Source organism: Sulfurimonas sp. HSL-1716, from assembly GCF_039645975.1.
GTDB classification, from domain to species: Bacteria; Campylobacterota; Campylobacteria; order Campylobacterales; family Sulfurimonadaceae; genus Hydrocurvibacter; species Hydrocurvibacter sulfurireducens.
On the sequence record NZ_CP147918.1, the window covers coordinates 228,203 to 250,329 of the forward strand.

Genomic DNA, 22,127 nt, shown 5'->3' on the forward strand with positions numbered 1-22,127 from the left:
GATGGCAATTAAAACTTATAGACCGATAACACCAAGTCGTCGTTTTTATACAAATATTGACAGCAGTGATATCACTGCTAAAGCAAGTGTCCGTTCATTACTTGTAAAACTTCCTGCACATGCCGGTCGTAACAACAATGGTCGTATCACTTCTCGTCATAAGCAAGCCGGTGCGAAAAAACTGTATCGTATCATCGATTTCAAACGTAACAAGTTCGATATCCCTGGAACGGTAGCAGCTATCGAGTATGATCCGTACCGTAACTGTCGTATCGCACTTATCAACTATGCTGACGGTGAAAAGCGTTATATCCTTCAACCAAAAGGTCTAAACGTAGGTGATGTTATTTCATCTGCAGAATCAGGTCTTGACGTTAAAGTCGGTAATGCTATGAAACTAATGAACATTCCTGTGGGTACTGTAGTACACAACATCGAGCTAAAGCCTGGCAAAGGCGGTCAAATGGTTCGTTCAGCCGGTACAAGTGCTCAGATCATGGGTCGTGACGGTAAATATGTTTCACTTCGTATGCCGTCTTCTGAGATGCGTTTGGTTTTAGGTGAATGTATTGCTACTATCGGTACTGTTGGTAATGAAGAGTACGCAAACATCGTTATTGCAAAAGCGGGTCGTTCTCGTCATATGGGTATTCGTCCTCAAACTCGTGGTTCTGCGATGAACCCTATCGATCACCCGCACGGTGGTGGTGAAGGTAAAACGAATTCAGGCCGTCATCCGGTTACTCCGTGGGGTAAACCAACGAAGGGTGCTAAAACTCGTCGTAAAAAAGCTAGTGATAAACTAATTATTACTCGCCGTAAATCTAATCCGAAGAGGTAGTTAAATGGCAAGAAGTGTAAAAAAAGGTCCATTTGTTGATGACCATTTAATGAAAAAAGTTGTTACTGCAAAAGCTGCAAAAGACAACAAACCTATTAAAACTTGGTCACGTCGTAGTATGATTCTTCCAGATATGGTAGGTATAACTTTCAACGTTCATAACGGACGTCAGTTTATACCTGTATATGTAACGGAGAACCATATCGGTTATAAACTTGGAGAATTCGCTCCAACTCGTACATTCAAGGGCCATAAAGGTTCTGTACAAAAGAAGGTAGGTTAATCATGGCTAGAGCATTATTGAAATTTATCCGTGTGTCACCTATCAAATCACGTCTTATAGCTCGTGAAATTCAAGGTATGAATGCTGAGCAGGCTCTTGCGGCTTTAGAATTCACTCCGAACAAAGCGGCAAAAATTATTGCTAAAGTCGTTGCATCTGCAGTGGCTAACAGCGGCAATGAAGCAGAAGATTGTGTTATCACATCTTGCCGTGTTGACAACGGTCCGGTACTAAAACGTTTCCGTCCGCGTGCTCGTGGTATGGCATCTGGTATTCGTAAACCGACAGCACATATCTTAGTAGAAGTAGAGGGTAAATAATTATGGGACAAAAAGTTAATCCTATCGGCCTTCGCCTTGGTATCAACCGTAATTGGGAGAGCCGCTGGTTCCCTAATTTCAAAAGTGCTGCCGCTAATATAGGTGAAGATCACAAAATTCGTACATATTTGAAAAAAGAGCTTTACTATGCCGGTGTTTCCAACATCATCATCGAGCGTACGGTTAAACGTCTTCGTGTAACTATCATCGCTGCTCGTCCTGGTATCATCATCGGGAAAAAAGGTTCAGATATCGAGAAACTAAAATCAAACCTTGAGAACTTGATCGGCAAACCGGTTTCTGTAAACATCAAAGAAGAGAAAAAAGCGCAGGCTTCAGCTCAACTTGTTGCAGAGAACGTTGCTACTCAGTTAGAGCGTCGTGTTGCATTCCGTCGTGCTATGAAGAAAGTTATGCAAGGTGCTCAACGTTCAGGTGCAAAAGGTATTAAAATATCTGTTGCAGGTCGTCTTGGCGGTGCTGAAATGGCTCGTACAGAGTGGTATTTGGAGGGACGTGTTCCGCTTCATACTCTACGTGCTAAGATCGATTACGGTTTTGCTGAAGCACATACTACATACGGAATCATCGGTATTAAAGTATGGATCTTCAAAGGTGAGGTACTAACAAAAGGTATCCCTGCTGAAGCAAAAGAAGAGAAAAAAGAGTCGCGTCGTCCTGCGAAACGTGCTCCAAAACGCGAAAATAGCGGAAAGGCTGAATAATCATGTTGATGCCTAAGAGAACTAAATATCGTAAAGTAATGAAGGGTCGTAACCGCGGTTACGCTCGTAGCGGTTATACACTTGCATTTGGAAGTATCGGATTTAAAGCTGTCGAAGCCGGCCGTATCAATTCTCGCCAAATAGAAGCAGCTCGTATCTCGGCTACTCGTCATATTAAACGTAACGGAAAGATCTGGATCAGAGTATTCCCTGCAAAACCGTTGACTGCTAAGCCTCTAGAAACTCGTATGGGTAAAGGTAAAGGTGGAGTTGATCAATGGGTAATGAATATTAAACCGGGTCGTATAATCTTTGAAATGGGCGGTGTAAACCATGATTTGGCACGTGAAGCGCTGACTCTTGCAATGCACAAACTACCATTCAAAACTAAAATCATAACTGCGGAGATGAACAATGAAATATTCTGATTTAGCAGGAAAGAGTGCAGCTGAGCTTCAAGTAATGCTTAAAGAGAAAAAAACTGAGCTGTTTACTTTGAAAATAAAACAAAAAATGATGCAATTAAATAACAGCAGCGAACTTCGCGTAGCTAAAAAAGATATTGCACGTATCAACACTGCGCTTAGCGCAATGAAGTAAGGGTTGGTAATGACACATAAACGTGAAATTCAAGGTAATGTAATTAAGATTTCTGGTGACAAGACTGTATCTATCGTAGTAGAACGCCGTGTAATGCACCCGAAATATCACAAAGTTGTTAAACGTTTCAAAAAGTACCTGGTACATGATGAGCGTAATGAACTTAAAGTTGGTGATGAGATCGTTGCGACTGAATGTCGTCCATTATCTAAAACTAAATCTTATAGATTGAAAAGCATTGTATCAGGAGCGCAGTTATGATTCAAAGTTTTACTCGTCTTAACGTTGCGGATAATACAGGTGCAAAAGAGATAATGTGTATCAAGGTACTTGGCGGATCTAAAAAACGCTATGCTACTGTCGGTGACGTTATCGTTGCTTCAGTAAAGAAAGCTATACCGACTGCAAAAGTTAAAAAAGGTGCGGTTGTCAAAGCTGTAGTTGTTAGAACTAAAAAAGAGGTACATCGTGAAAACGGTTCTTTGATCCGTTTTGATGATAACGCAGCAGTTATCCTGGATGCAAAACGTGAGCCTATCGGAACACGTATATTCGGGCCGATCAGCCGTGAAGTTCGTTATTCAGGTTTTATGAAGATCGTATCTCTTGCGCCGGAGGTTGTGTAATGGCAAAATTTAATTTCAAAAAAGGTGATACCGTAGAGATCATCGCCGGTGACGATAAAGGCACCAAAGCGGAAGTTCTAGCGGTTATGCCAAAGAAAAACAAAGTGGTCGTAAAAGGTTGTAAAGTAGCAAAAAAAGCTGTCAAACCAACCGAAGACAATCCAAAAGGCGGCTTTTTAAATAAAGAGATGCCTATCGATGCGTCAAATGTACGTAAAGTGGAGGCATAATTCATGGCACGTTTAAAAGAAAAATATCTTTCTCTAAAACCGGAACTACAAAAAGAGCTTGGAATCGAGAACGTTATGAACGTTCCTGCGGTTGAAAAGATCATGATAAGTGTCGGTGCCGGTTTTGCGATGAAAGATAATAAACTTATCCAAAACATAGAGGACACGATTACGGCAATTGCCGGACAACGTGCTACTACTGTTATCGCAAAAAAATCTGTTGCAGGTTTTAAAGTGCGTGAAGGTATGCCTGTAGGTGTTAAAGTTACATTACGCGGGGAAAACATGTATAACTTCCTTGATCGTCTGATCTCTATAGCGCTTCCGCGTGTGAAAGATTTCCGCGGTGTTGCTCGTAACGGTTTTGACGGTCGCGGTAACTATAACTTCGGTCTGCAAGAGCAATTGATCTTTCCTGAGGTCAGTTATGATTCTATAATGCAGATCCATGGTATGAACATCACAATTGTAACTACCGGTTCTGATGACAAGCAAGCATTCGCATTACTTACAAAACTAGGTATGCCTTTTGCAAAAGGAAGAGAATAATGGCTAAGAAGTCAATGATCGCGAAAGCGAAAAGAACTCCAAAATTCAAAGTTCGTGGTTATACACGTTGTCAGATCTGCGGTCGTCCGCACTCTGTACTTCGTGATTTCGGTATTTGTCGCGTTTGCTTTAGAAAAATGGCAAATGAAGGGATGATCCCAGGCGTTAGAAAGTCAAGCTGGTAAGAGGCTCGATACTTCTAATCGTTAATAGCAACAAGGAAAATAGATGATTAATGATTTAATTGCAGATGCGTTGACTCGTATTCGTAATGCAGCTATGCGCAGACTTGATGTAACAACACTTGTTCACAACAAATCTGTTGAGGCAATAGCAAATATTTTAGTAGAAAAAGGTTATATTGAAAGTTGTAACGTTGTCGAAGACGGCGTTAAAAAAACTATCAATGTTGTTTTGAAGTATGATGAAAACGGTAAGACTGTAATCAACGAACTTAAACGTATATCTAAACCGGGTCGTCGTGTTTATAAACCGGCATCTGAGATCAAACGTTTTAAAAACGGTTACGGAACGATCATAGTAAGTACATCAAAGGGCGTAATCACTAACGATAAAGCACATGAGCTTAACGTTGGCGGCGAAGTTCTTTGTACAGTATGGTAGGAGGTAGAAGATGAGTCGTATTGGAAAAAATCCTGTAGAATTTTCTTCAGATATCAATGTTAAAGTTGATGGACCTGTTATCACTTTTACAAAAGGCAAAAACAGTGTTGATCTAGATACTAAAGGAAACGTCGGTATCGCTGTTGAAGGAAACACTTTAACTTTTAGCAAAAACTCTGATTCACGTGAAGACCGTGCGTTTTGGGGAACTTACCGTTCATTGGCGGCAAACATTGTAACTGGTCTAACGACTGGATATACTAAATCTTTAGAGATCAATGGTGTCGGTTACCGTGCTGCCGTTAAAGGAAATGTTCTTAACATGCAGCTTGGCTTTTCTCACGATATCGATTATGTGATTCCTGAAGGAATCGAGATCGTTGTTGACAAAAACATCATTACCGTAAAAGGTATAGACAAACAACAACTCGGTCAGATATGTGCGGAGATCCGTGCGTTCCGTCCACCGGAGCCTTATAAAGGTAAAGGTGTTAAATATGTTGGTGAAGTTATCGTGCGTAAAGCCGGTAAAACTTCTAAGAAATAAGGGAGGGTGATAGATGAATGCTAAAGTTATGAAACAGAAATTGGCAAAACGTATTCAACGTAAGCGCCGTATTCGTTCAAAGATATCTGGCAACACTACACTTCCTCGTGTTTCTGTGTTCCGTTCAAACAGATATTTGAGTGCACAGGCTATTGACGATACGAATTCGACGACACTGGCGGCTATTCACTCAAAAGCAAATGGTCTTCGTGCAAACAAAGACGGTGCTGCCGCATTAGGTGCTGCATTCGCTGAGACACTTAAAAAAGCCGGTATCACTACAATTGTTTTCGATCGTAACGGTTACCAATATCACGGTGTTGTAGCTGCGTTTGGTGAAGCACTTCGTGCAAACGAAATTAAGTTCTAGGGGTCATGATGGAAATCAATAGAGAAGATTTTGAAGAATCAATCGTAAATATTGGTCGTGTGACCAAAGTTGTAAAAGGTGGTAGACGCTTTCGTTTTACCGCACTGATCGTTGTCGGTAACAAAAACGGTACTGTCGGTTACGGTGTAGGTAAAGCTAAAGAGGTCCCGGATGCTATTCGTAAAGCAGTTGATAATGCGTTTAAGAACTTAACTACTGTTAAGATTAAAGGCAGTACAATAGCTCACGATATAGAGCATAAATATAACGCAAGCCGTGTTCTTTTGAAGCCAGCTTCAGAAGGTACGGGTGTTATCGCCGGTGGAGCTGCTCGTCCAGTTCTTGAGTTAGCGGGTATCCAAGATATCTTGACTAAATCTATCGGTTCAAACAATCCAAATACTTTGGTACGTGCTACAATCGAAGCTCTATCAAGAATAAAAGGATAAGAAATGGCATTAGAAAACTTGACTCCTGCTCCCGGCTCTGTTGCTAACAGAAAAAGAATAGGCCGCGGACAGGGAAGTGGTACTGGTAAAACTGCCGGTAAAGGTAACAAAGGTCAAAAAGCTCGTACGGGTTACAGCAGAAAACGTAACTTCGAGGGTGGACAACAGCCTTTAGCACGCCGTTTACCAAAAATCGGGTTTACAGTTCTTAACGATAAACCGTACGTGATCAACGTAGAACGCATACCGGCTGTAGCCGAGCTTGCGGAGATCACGATGGAGACTATCCGTTCAGTGCATAAACTTGGAAAATCTGTAACAAAAGTTAAACTTGTCGGTTCGACTGCTAAAGACTTAGCATCTAAAATCAAAGACGAAAACGTTTTAACTACAGGTAAATAATTATGAATAAAAATCTCGTAAATAAGATCCTTATTACGGTTGGTTTTTTATTCATCTACCGCTTACTGGCATATGTGCCGGTACCCGGTGTAGATGCGTCTGTCATCGCCTCTTTCTTCAATAATCATCATAATGATGCTTTAGGTCTAATGAATATGTTCAGCGGTAACGCTGTCAAACGTATGTCGATCATCTCTCTTGGAATCATGCCTTATATCACCGCTTCAATTATCATGGAGCTTTTAGCGGCTACTTTTCCAAATCTTGCGCAAATGAAAAAAGAGCGCGACGGTATGGTTAAATATATGCAGATTATTCGTTATGCGACTATTGTTATTACGATCATTCAGGCTATCGGAGTAAGTATAGGATTACAAAGTATGACGGGACCAAGCGGAAACAGTGCTATCTTAATAGACCATAATACATTTATTTTATTATCTGCAGTCTCGATGCTTGCAGGGACCATGCTTCTTATGTGGATAGGAGAGCAGATAACTCAAAACGGTATCGGAAACGGTATCTCTTTAGTCATCTTTGCGGGTATCGTATCGGCTATTCCAAATGCGATCGGGCATACGTTTACGATGATCAATACGGGTGAGATGAGTTTTATCACTCTGATCGCTGTCGTTGCTTTGATCCTTGGAACTATCGGTGTCATCATCTATGTCGAACTCGGTGAGCGCCGTGTACCGGTTACATACGCTAAAAAGACTATGATGCAAAATCAAAACAAACGCGTTATGAACTATATTCCGATCAAAGTGAACCTTTCGGGCGTCATTCCGGTAATCTTTGCCAGTGCGATACTGATGTTCCCTATGACGGTGCTTTCAAGCAGTCAGAACCCTACGGTTCAGGCAGTAGCGGATTTCTTGCATCCGGGCAGTTATTTCTTTGAATTCTTGACATTCCTGTTCGTCGTGTTCTTTGCATTTTTCTATTCATCGATCACGTTCAATGCAAAAGATATCTCCGACAATCTAAAACGTCAAGGCGGTTTTATCCCTGGTATCCGTACCGGAGAAGCTACTAAAAACTTTTTGAACGTAACTGCCAGCAACCTTACTTTTACGGGTGCGCTTTACCTGGGTCTTATCGCAACATTGCCGTTTATGATCATAAAAGGGATGGGCGTTCCGTTTTATTTCGGAGGAACCGCGGTCTTGATCGTCGTTCAGGTTGCACTTGATACGATGAGAAAAATCGAAGCGCAAATATATATGAGCAAATATGAAACATTAAGTGCGGTTGGCTTATAAAAATGGCTATTGCTCTTAGAAAACCTCAAGAGATAGATAAACTTCGAGCCGCCAACAAAATCGTTGGCGGCGCTTTAAAACTTCTTGTAGAAAATACAAAACCCGGAATTTCCTTAAAAGAGCTGGATGCAATGGCTGAAGATTACATCAGAAGTCATGACGCTAAACCTTCGTTTAAAGGTTTGTACGGTTTTCCAAATGCCGTATGTACGTCTTTAAACGAGGTTATTATCCACGGGATACCGAGCGAATACAAGCTGCAAGAAGGAGATGTCATCGGTTATGATATCGGAACTGAACGAGAAGGATACTTCGGCGATGCGGCAGTTTCAGTCGGTGTCGGCAAGATAAGTGTTGAAGACGAAGCGTTGATCGCATGTGCGAAAGACAGCTTGTACTACGCTATTGAAAATATAAAAGAGGGGATACGCTTTAAAGAGTTGTCTCTTTTGCTGGAAAACTTTATAATCTCAAGAGGATTCGTTCCTCTTAGAAACTTTTGCGGCCACGGTATCGGTAAAAAACCTCATGAAGAGCCGGAGATCCCGAACTATCTTGAGGGAGGCAATCCCAAAGCAGGTCCGAAGATCAAAAACGGAATGGTTTTTTGTATAGAGCCGATGATATGTCAAAAAGAATCAAAGCCAGTTATCCTTGATAACGGCTGGGATGTAGTTAGTACCGACGGTTTGCGCGGTTCACATTATGAGCACACTGTCGCTATAGTTGGTGGCAAGGCTGAAATTTTATCTCTACCATAAGAGAAACAAGGATTTAAAGATGGCAAAATCAGATGTTATCGAGGTTGATGGCAAGATTGTTGAGGCTTTACCAAATGCAACATTTCGTGTAGAGCTGGATAATGGTCATATTATATTGTGTCATATCGCAGGAAAGATGCGTATGCACTATATAAAGATATTACCGGGTGACCGTGTAAAACTGGAACTAACTCCATACTCTCTTGACAAAGGCCGTATCACTTACAGATACAAGTAACACACAAATTTCCTGCATGCAGCTTCTTGCATGCGGGGATCTTTATTTTAAGACCTCCCATTTAAAACGTACCATAGGCGTATCGTCCCGATTCCCCCATTCTCTCATAGAAGCATCGTATATCTTCGCATTTTTAAGCCCCAGATGGTTGTATAATATATACCAGTTCATCGAAGCTTCAAGTCCGCTCGTACAGTAGGAGACGACTTCATCCTCAGCATGTAGATCATAACCTGTCAGAAACATCTCTTTTAACTCTTCATCCGAACGCAGGGTTTCGTCTTTTAAGAACTTATCTTTCCAAAAACTAGACATTGCGTTTTTTATGTGTCCTGCACGTTTTACACCTTCAGGTATCGCCGTACCGTAATAAAATTCGGTTGAACGGGCGTCAAGCATAGGAATCTTGGAAATATTGTTTTTTACATAATCAAGACCGACTACGATGTTTGGATTGTAAACGGCAGTGAAGTTGCCCTCTTTGTTCGTTACGTTTTGAGTGGAGGAAAGAAGATTGCTTTCAAAAGTCCATGAAAGATATCCGCCGTCGAGGATAGATATGTCTTTTGCACCGTTTACGATAAGACAAAGTGCGAGATAGCTCTCTTTGAGCAGTTCTTTTTTATTTCCATGACCGTAAATAACGATTTGTGAATCGTTATTTATTCCTAGCCCGCGAGCCAGTTTTTGTATTTCTGCCGAGGGTTTCATGACCCGGTATGAGCCTGTCTGGTTTATAAATTTTGTCACATCCGCCAAAACGGCATTTTTGATATGCCCTTTTTTATATGTTGCGTGGTCGGTGACGTCTATAATGATCAGGTTCTTATCATCTATTTTTTTTTGAAGTTCATCGACGGAGATGAATCCGCCGGATGCAAAAAGAGTTAAAGAAAAGAGGAGTATTGCCGTTATAAATTTCATTAAAAGTTTCCGCCGTTTCTGAATTCGGCTATTTCCGATTCCACCATTTCATTGATCATGATCTTATAAAGCTCGGAGATAAGATTTGGAGAAAGGTTCAATGAAAGAGCTTTGTGACGGACTTTTTGCAGGACTGCGTCGACACGTTCGGGGGCTTTGACCTCTTCGACGCTCTCTTTAAACGAAGCAGCCTGATGTACATAGCGGTTTCTTTTGGCGATAAGTTCGACTATCTCGTCATCCAGTTTATCTATCTCTTCTCTTACTTCCTGCAGCGAGGTACATTGTTTAATACTCATTTTTAATCCTTGATCCAAGTATTTGCGAAAAAATCGATTTCATCGTATAGTATCTGATAAAATCTAAAAAAACTGTAAAAGCTGACACTGTTTTTATTAACACTACTGTAACTATTTTCGTGTAAGATTCTAAGAATCCTTAAAATTCAAAGCTTGATTTAAAAGTGATATGTCCATTTATCACTTTTAGTCACTGAGTATTTTCAATCTTTTCATGATCAGGCCTTTTTCGTTATCATCGGTTATTTTAGTTTTATAAAACTTCATCCAGCTTACAACGGCTTTCTTGTAACCGTAGAACGAGGCCTCCTCGATAATTTTTTTGACGGTATCTGCACTTAAGGCATCCTTTATCAGCGAAGCGGCTATCATTTTCGAGACTATGTCGTCCATTTTCTGCACCTCTTTTTGCGCATCTTTATAATCACCGTTTTCTTTGAACGCGGCAAAGTCCCTGTATCTCGAAGGCAGATTCTTGATCTCTTCTTTAGTGATCCTGTTTTGTAAAAACAGGTAATAGCCGTGCAGTTCGTCTGAGACCACAAGAGAGTCTAAATCTTTGTACTTTTCGCAGCTATCTTTTTTTAAAACACCCGTATGTAATGCGCATTCACTTAAGTAGATTCTTGCCAGAGTATCCAGATCGGCACTTTGTTTTGCATATTTTACGGCGCGTTTGAGATCGGTGTCTGCAAGATTGTCCTCATTTTTCAAATAGTATCTTTTATAGCTTTCATATGCATTTATACTGTTTATCTGCCAATCGTTTTTCGGAGTTGCAAACGAACAGCCAGCAAGAAGAACAAGAGTACATGAAAGAAGTATATATTTTATCATGGCAGCACGACCTTGCTTTTTTTATCGTCTTGAAGCAGAGCGTCCACTTTTTCCATCACCTTATTGGTCTTATCTATACCCGTCATTATCTGCTCTTTTATGGTTGTGAGATCCTTATCGTAGCCGCCGACCGCTTTTACCGTACCGTTGAGGGTTTTTAATTTTTGCTGTATATCTTTCATGATGAGATTGATGTTTTGTAACGCTTCATTGGACGGTTTTACCAGGTTTTCGTTCAGTCCGCCCATGATCTTATCGAGTTTAACGCTGATATCATGTATTTGCTGCATAGTCTTTTGCGTCTCATTTAAAGAGGAGACAAGTGCATCTGTGCTGTTTTGATCTCCGGTTATGCTTGTAAGCAGAGACTTGTTATTTGCTATGCGGGTCGTGATAGTGTCTATGTTCTTCATCGAATGCGCCAGTTCGCCTTTATCGCTGGAGAGTCTTGAAGTGATCGTTTCGATGTTGTCTATGATTTTTATCATCTTTGTGATTGCAGGTTGAAGTTTTGTGATCATATCGTTGATATCGTCGCTTTCTAAAAGCTCAAGAGTTGTATTCGGCTTAAGAGGGGTGTTGCCTACCGTCGTTAGAATTTCTATATGCGGAGAGCCGATAAGCGGTTTTACCAAAAGCAGCACGGAGTACTTACACACCCACTTGCTGTTCTCTTTGGAAACGGAGAAGACAAGATGGACGTTGCCGTCGTCGGTGAGCCTTATGTCATCGATCGTACCTATGTCAAAGCCCGAATATGAAAGAGGCATACCGACCTTAAAAGGAGCGGCGCTTGCGGCATAGAAGTTGTAGCTGTATCTTTTTTCAAAAGCGCCTTTCTCTTTGAGGATAAGATAGAAAAAAATGGTCAGGACGCTTGTGAGAACGATCACGAAGACACCGACTGCTAATTTCATTCTGCTATATGGCATAGGTCTCCTTCGTAATTGGTCTGATTGTTTTTCATATCCGCTATTATTATATCTTTTTTTATATCCAGTTTGTAGATAACTTCGGCTATCTCTTTTATACTGGTAAGCGAGGTGATGAAACTAAAGGGCGTCACTATGACGATTCTTTCGTTATCGTTCATCAAGGCGCGAAGGAGCATGGCGCAGAAGATTTCGAACTCGCTGCACTGGGAGGCTCTTTTTTGAGCTATCTCTTCAAGGGCTATAATCCTTAAAAGTTCTAGTGCCTCCGCTTCGGCTTTTATGACCTGTTTGTACGCATGAACTTCTTGGATTATAGCGATGTTCTCTACGATATTGAGATTCGATATAAGCGGTATATGCTCCCTGATAACGGTTGTATCTTGCAGAGAGTCCACATACTCTTCAAGTTCATTATAGTGATGAAACAGTTTTATAGTAATTGCAGCAGTAATGATAACACCTCGATAACGAAGATAGCGATAAAGAGCTTGACCATGCCGTTTAAAACGGAGATGGGGATGGCGCTGTAGCTCTGCATCGTTTTGAGCCCGCTGTATATGGGAATAAGCATGATTACAAATCCGAATGCTACACTTTTAGAGATCAAAACGACGAGGTCTTTGACCTCGATGGAACTGATAAGCATCTTGATATAAGAGTTCATATCCATCCCCATGTAAAAGAGCGTAAATATATACCCGCTGCTTAGCATGATGATAGCAAAAATTATGGACAAAGACGTGACGCTCAGCATTCCTGCGAAGATCCTCGGGATGAAAAGATAATCGATGAGATCGATCTTGAAGTGTTCGAGCGTGCTTAGTTCATGGTTGACTTTCATCACTGCTATTTCTGTATTGACCGCCGTACTTGAGCGCAGCGATATGAGCAGGGCAGTAAAAAAAGGTGCGAACTCATCGAGCGTAAAGTTGATGATGATAGATCCTATCTGGTCTTGAAGCGAATACTCAAATGCCAAGGATACGACAAAACCTATGATGATAGAACCGAACAGAACCGCAAGAAAGGTAAAAAAAGGGATGATCTCCACGGCGGTAAAGTAGATCTGTTTTGTAAGCACCGTTATCATTGCGGGGTTGTAGCTTTTTGGTCTTAACATATGCACCATGCATATGATAGCGAACTTGATGGCTTCATATACGGATGAACCGGCTCTTATCGCAGCATTACCGATATTTTCTACAACATTTACAACCACTTTTATACACCTCTGTATGATTACGTGCTATTTTACCTTTATAATATCACAAAAATGGTGTTAAAAAAATAGCCAGACAAGCAGACCAAAGCCAACTGTGAGGTTTAACCAGCTGACACCGTCTTCAAACATCATCACAAGAAGTTTATAATAGTAGTACATCTCGGTACTGTTTGGCTGCAGAAGCTGGGCATTTGCATACGAGGTTATGTCGGCTCCGTAAAAAAATGCCACGACCTCTGGCAGTATGAAAAAGAAAATGATCCCCAAAAATCCCCATATCGTTTTTTCCGGTTTCATAGAAGCAATGGTTTTTTTTGCGACCGGGTTTTGCGCGATTTGTTTTGCTTTTTCCTGTAATATTCTTTTCATATCCGTTTTTATTTCTTATAGATAAGCACTTATTTAGAAAAAGTGCTTGAAGGTCTTCCTATGTGGAAGCCCTGAAGATAATCGACTCCCATCTCTTTTAATGACTGTACGATATCCTCATCCTCGACAAACTCTGCGACCGTTTTGACGTTAAGCTCTTTGGCGAGCGTCAAGATACTGTTGACAAAAGCGCGGTCCTGCTTGTCTTTGTTTATATTGATAATGAATTCGCCGTCAATCTTCAAGTAGTCGATAGGGAATTTTTTGATGTAATGAAACGATGAAAAACCTGAGCCAAAATCATCAATGGCGAATTTGTATCCGGCTATTTTTAGATTAATGACGAATTTTTCCAGGATTGAGAAGTTCTTCACCGTTTCTCTTTCGGTTATCTCAAATACAATCTTCTCTTTTGAAATATTGTATTTTTTTACCAAGGTCGTTATGGAGTCCGCATAATTCCCCACAATCAGAGATTTTGGAGAAAGGTTTATAAAGAGTGTCCCTTCGTAATTCTCCTCATTGATCTTTTTAAATGCGTTTTCTATAACCATGAGATCCATGCGGTTTATCATACTCATACTTTCTGCGACCTCTATAAACTCATAAGCAGGTATTATCTTACCGTCTATCTCTATACGCATCAGCAGCTCATGTATCTTGATCTCGTCGGTGGATGTAGTACGAATCGGCTGAAAATACGGGACGATGCGGTTGTTCGTAACGGCATCTACAAGAAGAGCAGATTTTGCTTTTTGTTCTTTTATCACAGAAAGAATATCGTCACCAGAAGGTATCCTTACCCCGTTTTTACCCTCCTCTTTGACCTTATACATCATACTGTCGGCGATGAGGAAAAGCTCTTTTTCCGTTTGTGCATGGTCAGGGTATATCGATACACCGATAGAAGCGGTGACACCGACGTAGCTGCCGTCCGTACTTAAAAGTTTATAATCTTCGATGGCACTGATGATCTTATGGGCTATGGCGACTGCACATTTTAGATCGCATTCCGGGAGTATGAGGGTAAATTCATCTCCGCCGTAGCGTGAGAGGATATCTTCCTCTCTTTTGTTCTCGACCAGAAGTCTTGAAAATTCCTGCAGGAAGATATCTCCGAATGCATGCCCGTAACGGTCGTTGATCGGTTTGAAATTATCACAGTCGATGACCAAAAGAGCAAAGGAGTAGTCGTGATGATTTGATCTTTTTATTTCGTATTCCAGCAGATCCGTAAATATCCTTTGATTGAACAATCCCGTCAAAGGATCATGCGCGGCATAATATTCCAGGTCGTTGGTATATTTGTTGATGGCTTTTACCGAACCGACAAGGTTTGCCATGGTCGTGAGTATACTGTCGATGACGATGTGTTTGACCGGATCCATCGCTATGTCAGACTGAACGCTGAGGCCCACTATGCCTCCTATTTTTGGAGTGTCCAAAAAGAGCGATTTCGTTCTATGGGCAAAGTTTTCGTAGTGCGAGATATTGATGTTCTTGCTGTGTTCGGATATATTGTGGCGGATCGTATAATCCGTGTATCCCAAAAAGTGGTCGGTTTCTTTTACTTCGTCTCTTACATATTGTTCGAACTTCTCTTTTACATGCGGTTCTGGAACGCCGTACCAGAATATGTCGACTTCGAACTGGTCGTCACCGACTCTAAAGATTGTCATCAGGGTATATGTAGGCATGACATGGTTGATATCGATCAAAAGTTCGCCTATATAGTCGCGCCAGTCTTTTACGACATCGGAAGTGATGATGAACTTGTCGAGCAGCTGTACTTCAAACTCCAAAAGGTCTTTGTCGACGGCGATCGCTTTTAGTTTTTGGGCAAGAAGGTTTACGTTTGCTATGATTTCGTTGATCTCTTCAAACTTCAGATCTATCTCTGTCGGATCAAACTCTTTAAAATCTTCCATCGAGTTTATATTTTGCACTTTGTTGTTAAACAGTTTCAGCGAATTCGTTATTTTTGCGCTGGTGTACCTTGATACGAAAAAAGCGGCCAAAATAAATAACGGGATAGTTATCAAAAAGAAATATATATACTCAAAAAACGTTTTGCTCATAATACTGTTGAGATCCTGTTCCACTTCGATCACGCCGAGCGTATCGCCTACATGGGCATTGACATGGCATTTTAAACATTCGTTTTTTGCATTTAAAGGCAATGAATTTTTTAAGAGTCCAAAATTATTTACCGTTTCTTTTTTTCCGGTCACAAACGTACGGTTTACGACATCATCTCTTTCGCTTTCTTCCACCGTCCCGAAAAGCTGCTTGACAAGAGGTCCTCTATATACGTTGATGACGTAATTTGAATCGTTGAAATTAGATTTGAAAGAGTGTATAAAATCATTTAGATCATCTCTGTTCCATCCTCTTTTCATAACTTGGTACATAGATGAAAAAATCTGATTTGAAATTGTATGTGAATATTTAATGGCGCTTCTTTCGGCTAATGTCATATGAATGTATGTCGAAAATAGAAAGATTAAAATAAAAAGCAGGGAAAGAAGGATGACATTGATCGCGAATATAAAGTTTTTCAGAGTTTTCGGCATATTAATTCCTGTGAAATTTTGATGATATAGTATATCAAAAAAGTTAATTTCGATTTAATGTCTTAAATCAATAACCTATGGATCGATTTAAATGGTGATAAGTATAACATAGATAGTTTAGATGCAATAGAAAGAATATAAAAAATTGATCGTATGTTTTTCGTTTCAACCGGAGATATGAAAGTATATATAGGTTACACGAACGATTAATACGGCTAAAATCATATGAATAATTGCAAAGTTATGTATATTTATTGATACAATATTGAACTGTTATTCACAAAAAAGGATCATTTATTTTGACGGATAAAAAAGAGCAGAAAAGAGAGCAGATCATGCTTGCATCGTTGCATCTTTTTGCGACGAAAGGTTTTTATAACACGACGATACCGGATATTGCACTATCTTTGAAGATGAGCGTCGGAAATATGTATAACTATTTTAAATCAAAAGACCTGCTTGCAAAAGAGATTATCAAGTTCGTATCCTCATATTTCGGGAAAAAGATCAAAGAGGTAAACGATCAAAATATCTCTACCAGAGAAAAGACCAGAAAGATCGTTGAGATCTATTTTAAAACGGCACTGCTCAGACCGGAGATGATAGATTATTTTCTTCGCATCTATCTTTCCACGCGCGAAGTGTTTAAAGAGGGATGCGAGGGTATGATATGCGTCAACGATTTCGTCACCGAGATCATGATCTACTTTGAAGAGGGCGTAAAATGCGGCGACCTTAGAGATCAGGATTTTTTCAGCGCGTTTGGACTTTTCATGGGCTATATGGGCGGTATGGTGTTTTTAAAAGGCGAAAACGTACTTCCAAAAGAGCTCGACGAATATATCGACGACGTAGCGTCCAATATATATAAAGCATTAAGCGTATAATCATGAAAAAAGTGAGAGTTTTATGGCTGAGCCTGATGGCCTGCAACGGAAACACTCACTCTTTTTTGAACTACCCCCATCTGGAGAGCTTCTTAAATGATTTTGAGTTTATTTATCATCCCGTCATAGATTCAAATTACTCTTTGGAAGATATCATCTCCAAAGAGATAGCGTGTGATATCCTGCTTATAGAGGGTGCTATCGCGGATGATTTTATCAAGGCAGGAATCCCTGCGGTCGATATCGTGAAAAAATATGCCGAAATAGCCCAAACGATAGTCACTGTCGGAACGTGCGCCACTTTTGGCGGAATATTCAGGCAAAGTGCTTACGAAGATGTCTCGGGTCTGCATTTTAAAGAACAAAACCGTACAGACAAGTTTAACGATGTTTTTGAGAAGACCGTATCGGTCTCGGGTTGTCCGATCCATCCGGAGGTTCTGGTCAATACGCTTTATGCGATCAAAAAGAGGCTTTCTTTAAAGCTCGATAGCTATTTGAGGCCAAAAGAGTTTTTCTCCTATACGGTGCATAACGGCTGTACGAGAAACGAATATTTCGAATATAAGGTGGATAAGCACAATTTCGGAGAACTGGAAGGGTGTATGTTTTATGACCATGGCTGCAGAGGCCCTTTCACCCATGGCAGCTGCAACAAAATACTATGGAACGAAGTAAACTCCAAAACGCGGGCGGGTCTGCCATGTATGGGATGCACCGAACCGGACTTTCCAAAACAAAATCTCTTCAGTACCAAAAAAAATATGGGTATACCGGAACATCTGCCCGTAGGCGTATCAAAACGGACCTATCTGACACTAGCCGGGATCACCAAAGCGTTTACCATTGACAGACTGGAAAGGAAGCTGTTTGATGATTAAGCTGATAGAAAAAATCGAGGGCGAAGCCAAACTTAACTTTAGTTTTCAAGAGGGCAGGATCGATGACGTTCAAGTCGATTTTATGTCTTCGCGCGGGATCGAAGAGATACTCAAAGGCAAATCACCTTTGGACGCTTTGGTGATAAATCCGAGAGTCTGCGGCATCTGCGGGCATGCGCATCTTATCGCCACGGTACAGGCTTTGGAAAGCTGTTACGAGGATATCAAGATCTCAAAAAAAGCAAAGATCATCAGAGAACTTACGCTGAACTTCGAGATCATCCAAAACCACTTTAAATGGTTTTACCTGACTATATTTCCTCTTTTTGGTTTGAAACAGGAGATCATGAAAGCTCTTCATCCGTCTCAGCTGATGGGAAAAGCCATAGCGCTCTTTGGCGGCCAGTACCCGCATACTTCGTATGCTATAGTGGGAGGAGTTGCCTGCGAGATCACCAATATGGATATCATTAAACTGCAGCGCTACATAGACGAGACGATAGGATTTTTTGAGAAAAATGTCGCAAATGCGGATATTCAAACGCTGCAAAAACTCGAAAACACGGCAGATATCATGACAAAGCAGGGTGATTTGCCCGATATCTTAAGAACGATAGAAAAGAACGGCTGGCAGAAACTTGGCAAAAGCTACGACAGATTTATAGCTTTTGGGGAAAACAGCTGTTTTGCAAAAGGCAAGCTGCTTAACGCCAGGATATACCGTAACGTCTTTGTCGAAGATGTGAGAGAATCCGATTCGACGACGTCGTTTGCAAAAAGCGTTCACTATCTCGACAGATATTATGAGGTAGGGCCTCTTGCCCGTGCAATGATCAAAAAAAATCCTCTTATCAAAGATGCGCACGGCAGATATGAAGACAGTATGTTCACAAGGATTTTAGCCCGTGTATATGAGATAGCAGGGCTTTTAACGCATTCAAGATCACTGATCGAAGAACTGGATCTGAGCGAGCCCTCTTACATAAAACCCGATATCGACATATCTCAGCTCAATTCAAGCGGTTCTTCGGCCGTAGAGGCGGCCAGAGGAACTCTGATCCATAAAGTAGAGATCGAAAACTCGGTAATAAAAAACTACGAGATCATTACTCCCACACAATGGAACCTGTGCGGCGGGGATAATAAAAACCGCGGTGTCTCCCAAAAAGCGATGATAGGACTCAATAATACAGATATCGCAGAACTGGTTTTCAAGACTTTTGATGTCTGCTCGGTCTGCACCACTCATTAAACACAAAATAACATATAACTTTTTATTATTTAAGCAATCTTGAAGATTTATTTCTTTACAATTTAGCTAATTGAATGAACATTCATTTTTCAAGGAGTTTGGTATGCCGGATAGAATCGAAGGGGTGAAGAAGTTGTTTACCTCAAGGAGCGCTCGAGTCGAGACGAACAAAGGTGAGTCTTATTACAACGATCTGTTTGAGAGGTGTCAGACACGATTACGGGAACTACGGGTATCACAGCCTGCAAACGACCGGCTGGATTTTAGCGAAGTGTTAAGTAACAACGGCGTCGACAGACGCGATTTTATGAAATGGGTGAGCGCGACGACGGCGATGCTTATGCTTCCTCCGATGTTCTCCCCTTTAGTGGCCGAAGCCGCGGAGCTTATGAACCGCGCTCCGGTCATCTGGCTGGAACTCCAAGACTGCGCGGGCAACTCCGAAGCGCTTTTGCGTTCTGACGGGCCCAAGATTGACGAGATCGTCTTGGATATCATCTCTTTGGAGTTCCATGAAACGCTTCAGGCCGCAGCGGGCTTTCAGGCGGAAAAACAGCTCGAAGACGCGATCAAGACCTTTAAAGGCAAATACCTGCTCTTTGTAGAAGGCTCGGTGCCTATGGGGATGAACGGCCAGTACGGCACCATAGGTGCAGGCGCGGAGACCTTTTACGATCACCTGATGCGTGTCTCCAAAGATGCTGCGGCAGTCGTGGCAGTAGGCGCGTGCGCGACATTCGGCGGTATTCCCGCGGCTGCTCCCAACCCGACACAGGCCGTGGGCGTCATGGACGTCGTAAAAGGCAAACCCCTCATTAACATCCCCGCCTGTCCGGCAAACCCGGCCAACATGGTAGGGGTCGTTATCCACTATATCCTCACGGGACAGCTTCCCGAACTCGATTCCCTGCTGCGTCCGAAATTCGCCTTTGGATACCGTATCCATGACAACTGCGAAAGACGCGCGCACTTCGATGCGGGAGAGTATGTGGAAGAGTGGGGCGACGAGGGAGCGAAGAACAATTTTTGTCTGTACAAGATGGGATGTAAAGGCCCGATGACGTTTAACAACTGCTCCATCATACGCTATAACGAAGCGGTGAACTGGCCGATCGGGGTCGGACGCGGATGTATCGGCTGTTCGGAACCCGATTTCTGGGATAAATACGCATATGAACGCCCGATGGCAAACGCGAAGATAAAAGCGCCGGCGGGCGGAGTCGAGAAAAGCGTCGATGAGTTCGGTCTGGGACTGCTCACCGCAGCGGGTATAGGTATAGGTATTCATGCGATCGCCAGTGCAATCGGCGGTAAAAAAGAAGACGGAGGAGCAGAATAATGAGCAAGAAACATATCGTAGTGGATCCTATAACACGTATAGAGGGGCATCTGAGGATCGAGGCGGTCATAGACGAGAACAACACCATAGTAGACGCATACAGCGCATCGACGATGTTCCGCGGGATAGAGACCATCCTGCAGGGGCGCGATCCGCGCGACTGCGGACTCTTGGCTATGCGTATCTGCGGCGTGTGTACGGGTACGCATTACCAGAGATCCATCGAGGCCGTCGAAGATGCATTTGATATCACCATCCCTAAAAACGCGCGTATCGTGCGCAACCTGATTCAGGGATCGCTCTATGTCCATGACCATCTCGTACACTTCTACCATCTGCATGCACTTGATTTCGTGGATGTGGTCTCCGCACTCTCGGCAGATCCCGCAAAAACCGCCGCAGAAGCCAGAAAGTGGGCAGGTGTCGCGGGCGTGAACCCGTATACCGACGGTCAAGGCGAGTTCAAGGAGATCCAGGACCGTGTCGCCAAGTTCGTAAAACAGGGACGCCTTGGAATATTTGGCAACGGGTACTGGGGCAACAAACACTATAAACTGACCCCCGAACAGAACCTCATAGGCGTGGCGCACTACCTAAAGGCGCTGGATATTCAGCGCGACCTGGCGAAGATGCAGGCGATATTCGGCGGAAAGAACCCGCATCCACAGTCCATCGTGGTGGGCGGTGTGACCTGTGTGCAGGATATCGAGAACCCTGCGCGTATAGCCCTGTTCAAACAGCTGCTCTCAGACGGTACGAGATTCGTAAAAGAGGCATACCTTCCCGATGTTTACATGGCGGGGACGATGTACGCCGATGAGGCGACCGATTCAAAAGCCACCTTCAGCGAGCTGATGGAGGGCAAAGGCGTAGGCGGAACGGGAGGCGGTCTGCTTAACTATATGAGCTACGGGGATTTTCGTCTGGACGATACCGGCTTTTATAAATCCGCTCTGCTTTTTCCCAGCGGCATAGTGTACGGCGGCGATATCTCCAAAGTACAGGATGTGGACCCTCAAAAGATCGCAGAGGACGTCACGCATGCCTGGTATGAGGGAAGCAAACCTCTACACCCTTACGACGGTCAGACCATTCCTAAATATACAGGTCTTGACAAACGCTCAGACGGTATCGCCTACCTGAAGACGAATGAGAAATACAGCTGGATAAAATCTCCTATCTACAACGATACCCGCGTAGAAGTGGGACCGCTTGCGCGTATGATCGTGGGAGTGGCAAGAAAAGACGAGAGGATCACCAAATACGTGATGAACTTCTTAAAACGCGGAAACCTTCCGGTCTCCGTGCTCTTTAGTACCGTAGGAAGAACCGCGGCGCGCGCGGTGGAGACGGAGCTGATGGCCGATATGCTCGTCGAGTGGGCGGATGAACTCGCCGCAAACGCAGCAGCGGGCGATCTTCGCACCTGGACGGAGTTTGACTTTGATAAAGTGAGCGTAAAGACCAAAGGTATGGGACTTGCAGAAGCGCCCCGCGGTGCTTTGGGACACTGGGTAAAAATAGCAGACGGCAAGGTCGCCAACTATCAGGCCGTGGTCCCTTCTACCTGGAACGCCGGACCGCGTGATTATAAGGGAAGGATGGGTGCATACGAGGCAAGCCTCATCGGCACGAAAGTGGCCGACCCACAGCAGCCTTTGGAGATCATCCGCACCATCCATAGCTTCGACCCGTGTATCGCCTGTGCGGTGCATGTGCTCGATACGAAGGGCAAAGAGCTGGGCGTCTATAAGATAGACACGCAGTGCAGTGTCTAAG

The 22,127-nt window shown here is 42.7% G+C and carries 32 protein-coding genes; 24 read left to right on the top strand and 8 right to left on the bottom strand.

Annotated features, from left to right (window positions below; all coding sequences use genetic code 11):
- The first annotated feature begins 1 nt into the window (after position 1).
- From rplB to infA, 19 genes are read left to right on the top strand one after another with little or no spacing between them, the layout of a single operon-like run.
- Positions 2–841, top strand: a complete 840-nt coding sequence (rplB, locus tag WCY03_RS01180) for a 50S ribosomal protein L2 (protein ID WP_345993178.1) — start codon at positions 2–4, stop codon at positions 839–841.
- 4 nt (positions 842–845) lie between these two features.
- Positions 846–1,124: a 30S ribosomal protein S19 gene (gene rpsS, locus WCY03_RS01185; RefSeq protein ID WP_345993179.1), complete on the top strand. Its 279-nt coding sequence runs from the start codon at positions 846–848 to the stop codon at positions 1,122–1,124.
- A gap of 2 nt (positions 1,125–1,126) precedes the next feature.
- Positions 1,127–1,444, top strand: a complete 318-nt coding sequence (gene rplV, locus WCY03_RS01190) for a 50S ribosomal protein L22 (protein WP_345980138.1) — start codon at positions 1,127–1,129, stop codon at positions 1,442–1,444.
- Positions 1,445–1,446: 2 nt separating this feature from the next.
- Positions 1,447–2,169, top strand: a complete 723-nt coding sequence (gene rpsC / locus WCY03_RS01195) for a 30S ribosomal protein S3 (protein ID WP_345993180.1) — start codon at positions 1,447–1,449, stop codon at positions 2,167–2,169.
- Between the two features lie 2 nt (positions 2,170–2,171).
- Positions 2,172–2,597, top strand: a complete 426-nt coding sequence (gene rplP / locus WCY03_RS01200; RefSeq protein ID WP_345993181.1) for a 50S ribosomal protein L16 — start codon at positions 2,172–2,174, stop codon at positions 2,595–2,597.
- Entirely contained in the window at positions 2,584–2,769 is a 186-nt protein-coding gene (gene rpmC / locus WCY03_RS01205; protein ID WP_345993182.1) for a 50S ribosomal protein L29, read from the top strand. The genes rplP and rpmC overlap by 14 nt, the downstream gene beginning before the upstream one ends.
- Positions 2,770–2,778: 9 nt before the next feature.
- The gene (rpsQ, locus tag WCY03_RS01210) at positions 2,779–3,030 is read left to right on the top strand and encodes a 30S ribosomal protein S17 (protein ID WP_345993183.1); all 252 of its coding nucleotides are present in this window, start codon (positions 2,779–2,781) and stop codon (positions 3,028–3,030) included.
- Positions 3,027–3,395 (top strand): 50S ribosomal protein L14, encoded by a 369-nt coding sequence (gene rplN / locus WCY03_RS01215; protein ID WP_345993184.1) that lies wholly within the window; start codon positions 3,027–3,029, stop codon positions 3,393–3,395. Before rpsQ ends, rplN begins: the two co-directional genes overlap by 4 nt.
- Positions 3,395–3,625 (top strand): 50S ribosomal protein L24, encoded by a 231-nt coding sequence (gene rplX / locus WCY03_RS01220; protein ID WP_345993185.1) that lies wholly within the window; start codon positions 3,395–3,397, stop codon positions 3,623–3,625. Before rplN ends, rplX begins: the two co-directional genes overlap by 1 nt.
- A 3-nt stretch (positions 3,626–3,628) precedes the next feature.
- On the top strand, positions 3,629–4,174 hold the full coding sequence (rplE, locus tag WCY03_RS01225) for a 50S ribosomal protein L5 (protein WP_345993186.1): 546 nt from the start codon (positions 3,629–3,631) through the stop codon (positions 4,172–4,174).
- Positions 4,174–4,359 (top strand): type Z 30S ribosomal protein S14, encoded by a 186-nt coding sequence (locus tag WCY03_RS01230; RefSeq protein WP_345993187.1) that lies wholly within the window; start codon positions 4,174–4,176, stop codon positions 4,357–4,359. Before rplE ends, WCY03_RS01230 begins: the two co-directional genes overlap by 1 nt.
- Positions 4,360–4,402: 43 nt before the next feature.
- The gene (gene rpsH, locus WCY03_RS01235; RefSeq protein WP_345993188.1) at positions 4,403–4,798 is read left to right on the top strand and encodes a 30S ribosomal protein S8; all 396 of its coding nucleotides are present in this window, start codon (positions 4,403–4,405) and stop codon (positions 4,796–4,798) included.
- A 10-nt stretch (positions 4,799–4,808) separates the two neighbouring features.
- Positions 4,809–5,345 carry a 50S ribosomal protein L6 gene (gene rplF / locus WCY03_RS01240; protein WP_345993189.1) on the top strand — a complete coding sequence of 179 codons (537 nt, stop codon included), beginning with the start codon at positions 4,809–4,811 and terminating at the stop codon, positions 5,343–5,345.
- Positions 5,346–5,358: 13 nt separating this feature from the next.
- Positions 5,359–5,715 (top strand): 50S ribosomal protein L18, encoded by a 357-nt coding sequence (gene rplR, locus WCY03_RS01245; protein ID WP_345993190.1) that lies wholly within the window; start codon positions 5,359–5,361, stop codon positions 5,713–5,715.
- An 8-nt stretch (positions 5,716–5,723) separates the two neighbouring features.
- Entirely contained in the window at positions 5,724–6,164 is a 441-nt protein-coding gene (gene rpsE, locus WCY03_RS01250; protein ID WP_345993191.1) for a 30S ribosomal protein S5, read from the top strand.
- Positions 6,165–6,167: 3 nt separating this feature from the next.
- Positions 6,168–6,566, top strand: coding sequence for a 50S ribosomal protein L15 (gene rplO / locus WCY03_RS01255; protein WP_345993192.1), 399 nt, complete (start codon positions 6,168–6,170; stop codon positions 6,564–6,566).
- Between the two features lie 2 nt (positions 6,567–6,568).
- On the top strand, positions 6,569–7,831 hold the full coding sequence (secY, locus tag WCY03_RS01260; RefSeq protein ID WP_345993193.1) for a preprotein translocase subunit SecY: 1,263 nt from the start codon (positions 6,569–6,571) through the stop codon (positions 7,829–7,831).
- A gap of 2 nt (positions 7,832–7,833) precedes the next feature.
- Positions 7,834–8,592, top strand: a complete 759-nt coding sequence (map, locus tag WCY03_RS01265) for a type I methionyl aminopeptidase (protein WP_345993194.1) — start codon at positions 7,834–7,836, stop codon at positions 8,590–8,592.
- 19 nt (positions 8,593–8,611) lie between these two features.
- Positions 8,612–8,830 carry a translation initiation factor IF-1 gene (gene infA, locus WCY03_RS01270; protein WP_345980154.1) on the top strand — a complete coding sequence of 73 codons (219 nt, stop codon included), beginning with the start codon at positions 8,612–8,614 and terminating at the stop codon, positions 8,828–8,830.
- Positions 8,831–8,872: 42 nt separating this feature from the next.
- Here the strand turns inward: infA and WCY03_RS01275 are convergent, their stop codons facing one another.
- From WCY03_RS01275 to WCY03_RS01310, 8 genes are all read right to left on the bottom strand, one after another.
- A complete protein-coding gene (locus WCY03_RS01275; RefSeq protein ID WP_345993195.1) occupies positions 8,873–9,754 on the bottom strand; it encodes a rhodanese-like domain-containing protein in 882 nt (293 codons plus the stop codon).
- Entirely contained in the window at positions 9,754–10,053 is a 300-nt protein-coding gene (locus tag WCY03_RS01280; RefSeq protein ID WP_345993196.1) for a chorismate mutase, read from the bottom strand. Before WCY03_RS01280 ends, WCY03_RS01275 begins: the two co-directional genes overlap by 1 nt.
- Positions 10,054–10,239: 186 nt before the next feature.
- Positions 10,240–10,890, bottom strand: coding sequence for a hypothetical protein (locus WCY03_RS01285; RefSeq protein WP_345993197.1), 651 nt, complete (start codon positions 10,888–10,890; stop codon positions 10,240–10,242).
- Positions 10,887–11,822 carry a hypothetical protein gene (locus WCY03_RS01290; protein WP_345993198.1) on the bottom strand — a complete coding sequence of 312 codons (936 nt, stop codon included), beginning with the start codon at positions 11,820–11,822 and terminating at the stop codon, positions 10,887–10,889. The genes WCY03_RS01285 and WCY03_RS01290 overlap by 4 nt, the downstream gene beginning before the upstream one ends.
- On the bottom strand, positions 11,804–12,220 hold the full coding sequence (locus WCY03_RS01295) for a hypothetical protein (RefSeq protein WP_345993199.1): 417 nt from the start codon (positions 12,218–12,220) through the stop codon (positions 11,804–11,806). Before WCY03_RS01295 ends, WCY03_RS01290 begins: the two co-directional genes overlap by 19 nt.
- 35 nt (positions 12,221–12,255) lie before the next feature.
- Positions 12,256–13,044 (bottom strand): ABC transporter permease, encoded by a 789-nt coding sequence (locus tag WCY03_RS01300; RefSeq protein ID WP_345993200.1) that lies wholly within the window; start codon positions 13,042–13,044, stop codon positions 12,256–12,258.
- 60 nt (positions 13,045–13,104) lie between these two features.
- Positions 13,105–13,416 carry a hypothetical protein gene (locus tag WCY03_RS01305; RefSeq protein ID WP_345993201.1) on the bottom strand — a complete coding sequence of 104 codons (312 nt, stop codon included), beginning with the start codon at positions 13,414–13,416 and terminating at the stop codon, positions 13,105–13,107.
- Between the two features lie 29 nt (positions 13,417–13,445).
- Positions 13,446–15,989 carry a bifunctional diguanylate cyclase/phosphodiesterase gene (locus WCY03_RS01310; protein ID WP_345993202.1) on the bottom strand — a complete coding sequence of 848 codons (2,544 nt, stop codon included), beginning with the start codon at positions 15,987–15,989 and terminating at the stop codon, positions 13,446–13,448.
- A gap of 299 nt (positions 15,990–16,288) precedes the next feature.
- On the opposite strand from WCY03_RS01310, the gene WCY03_RS01315 reads away from it, so the two are divergent.
- The 5 genes from WCY03_RS01315 (at position 16,289) to WCY03_RS01335 (ending at position 22,126) form a co-directional block, all read left to right on the top strand.
- Positions 16,289–16,876 (top strand): TetR/AcrR family transcriptional regulator, encoded by a 588-nt coding sequence (locus WCY03_RS01315; protein WP_345993203.1) that lies wholly within the window; start codon positions 16,289–16,291, stop codon positions 16,874–16,876.
- Positions 16,877–16,878: 2 nt separating this feature from the next.
- On the top strand, positions 16,879–17,757 hold the full coding sequence (locus WCY03_RS01320; RefSeq protein ID WP_345993204.1) for a hydrogenase: 879 nt from the start codon (positions 16,879–16,881) through the stop codon (positions 17,755–17,757).
- Positions 17,750–19,009, top strand: coding sequence for a nickel-dependent hydrogenase large subunit (locus WCY03_RS01325; protein ID WP_345993205.1), 1,260 nt, complete (start codon positions 17,750–17,752; stop codon positions 19,007–19,009). Before WCY03_RS01320 ends, WCY03_RS01325 begins: the two co-directional genes overlap by 8 nt.
- Positions 19,010–19,112: 103 nt before the next feature.
- Positions 19,113–20,348 (top strand): hydrogenase small subunit, encoded by a 1,236-nt coding sequence (locus WCY03_RS01330; protein ID WP_345991439.1) that lies wholly within the window; start codon positions 19,113–19,115, stop codon positions 20,346–20,348.
- Positions 20,348–22,126 (top strand): nickel-dependent hydrogenase large subunit, encoded by a 1,779-nt coding sequence (locus WCY03_RS01335; protein ID WP_345991437.1) that lies wholly within the window; start codon positions 20,348–20,350, stop codon positions 22,124–22,126. Before WCY03_RS01330 ends, WCY03_RS01335 begins: the two co-directional genes overlap by 1 nt.
- Position 22,127: the final 1 nt, after the last annotated feature.

Coding starts and splice junctions, on each gene's coding strand:
- rplB (WP_345993178.1), top strand. CDS start 2: ATGGCAATTAAAACTTATAGACCGATAACACCAAGTCGTCGTTTTTAT.
- rpsS (WP_345993179.1), top strand. CDS start 846: ATGGCAAGAAGTGTAAAAAAAGGTCCATTTGTTGATGACCATTTAATG.
- rplV (WP_345980138.1), top strand. CDS start 1,127: ATGGCTAGAGCATTATTGAAATTTATCCGTGTGTCACCTATCAAATCA.
- rpsC (WP_345993180.1), top strand. CDS start 1,447: ATGGGACAAAAAGTTAATCCTATCGGCCTTCGCCTTGGTATCAACCGT.
- rplP (WP_345993181.1), top strand. CDS start 2,172: ATGTTGATGCCTAAGAGAACTAAATATCGTAAAGTAATGAAGGGTCGT.
- rpmC (WP_345993182.1), top strand. CDS start 2,584: ATGAAATATTCTGATTTAGCAGGAAAGAGTGCAGCTGAGCTTCAAGTA.
- rpsQ (WP_345993183.1), top strand. CDS start 2,779: ATGACACATAAACGTGAAATTCAAGGTAATGTAATTAAGATTTCTGGT.
- rplN (WP_345993184.1), top strand. CDS start 3,027: ATGATTCAAAGTTTTACTCGTCTTAACGTTGCGGATAATACAGGTGCA.
- rplX (WP_345993185.1), top strand. CDS start 3,395: ATGGCAAAATTTAATTTCAAAAAAGGTGATACCGTAGAGATCATCGCC.
- rplE (WP_345993186.1), top strand. CDS start 3,629: ATGGCACGTTTAAAAGAAAAATATCTTTCTCTAAAACCGGAACTACAA.
- WCY03_RS01230 (WP_345993187.1), top strand. CDS start 4,174: ATGGCTAAGAAGTCAATGATCGCGAAAGCGAAAAGAACTCCAAAATTC.
- rpsH (WP_345993188.1), top strand. CDS start 4,403: ATGATTAATGATTTAATTGCAGATGCGTTGACTCGTATTCGTAATGCA.
- rplF (WP_345993189.1), top strand. CDS start 4,809: ATGAGTCGTATTGGAAAAAATCCTGTAGAATTTTCTTCAGATATCAAT.
- rplR (WP_345993190.1), top strand. CDS start 5,359: ATGAATGCTAAAGTTATGAAACAGAAATTGGCAAAACGTATTCAACGT.
- rpsE (WP_345993191.1), top strand. CDS start 5,724: ATGGAAATCAATAGAGAAGATTTTGAAGAATCAATCGTAAATATTGGT.
- rplO (WP_345993192.1), top strand. CDS start 6,168: ATGGCATTAGAAAACTTGACTCCTGCTCCCGGCTCTGTTGCTAACAGA.
- secY (WP_345993193.1), top strand. CDS start 6,569: ATGAATAAAAATCTCGTAAATAAGATCCTTATTACGGTTGGTTTTTTA.
- map (WP_345993194.1), top strand. CDS start 7,834: ATGGCTATTGCTCTTAGAAAACCTCAAGAGATAGATAAACTTCGAGCC.
- infA (WP_345980154.1), top strand. CDS start 8,612: ATGGCAAAATCAGATGTTATCGAGGTTGATGGCAAGATTGTTGAGGCT.
- WCY03_RS01275 (WP_345993195.1), bottom strand. CDS start 9,754: ATGAAATTTATAACGGCAATACTCCTCTTTTCTTTAACTCTTTTTGCA.
- WCY03_RS01280 (WP_345993196.1), bottom strand. CDS start 10,053: ATGAGTATTAAACAATGTACCTCGCTGCAGGAAGTAAGAGAAGAGATA.
- WCY03_RS01285 (WP_345993197.1), bottom strand. CDS start 10,890: ATGATAAAATATATACTTCTTTCATGTACTCTTGTTCTTCTTGCTGGC.
- WCY03_RS01290 (WP_345993198.1), bottom strand. CDS start 11,822: ATGCCATATAGCAGAATGAAATTAGCAGTCGGTGTCTTCGTGATCGTT.
- WCY03_RS01305 (WP_345993201.1), bottom strand. CDS start 13,416: ATGAAAAGAATATTACAGGAAAAAGCAAAACAAATCGCGCAAAACCCG.
- WCY03_RS01310 (WP_345993202.1), bottom strand. CDS start 15,989: ATGCCGAAAACTCTGAAAAACTTTATATTCGCGATCAATGTCATCCTT.
- WCY03_RS01320 (WP_345993204.1), top strand. CDS start 16,879: ATGAAAAAAGTGAGAGTTTTATGGCTGAGCCTGATGGCCTGCAACGGA.
- WCY03_RS01325 (WP_345993205.1), top strand. CDS start 17,750: ATGATTAAGCTGATAGAAAAAATCGAGGGCGAAGCCAAACTTAACTTT.
- WCY03_RS01330 (WP_345991439.1), top strand. CDS start 19,113: ATGCCGGATAGAATCGAAGGGGTGAAGAAGTTGTTTACCTCAAGGAGC.
- WCY03_RS01335 (WP_345991437.1), top strand. CDS start 20,348: ATGAGCAAGAAACATATCGTAGTGGATCCTATAACACGTATAGAGGGG.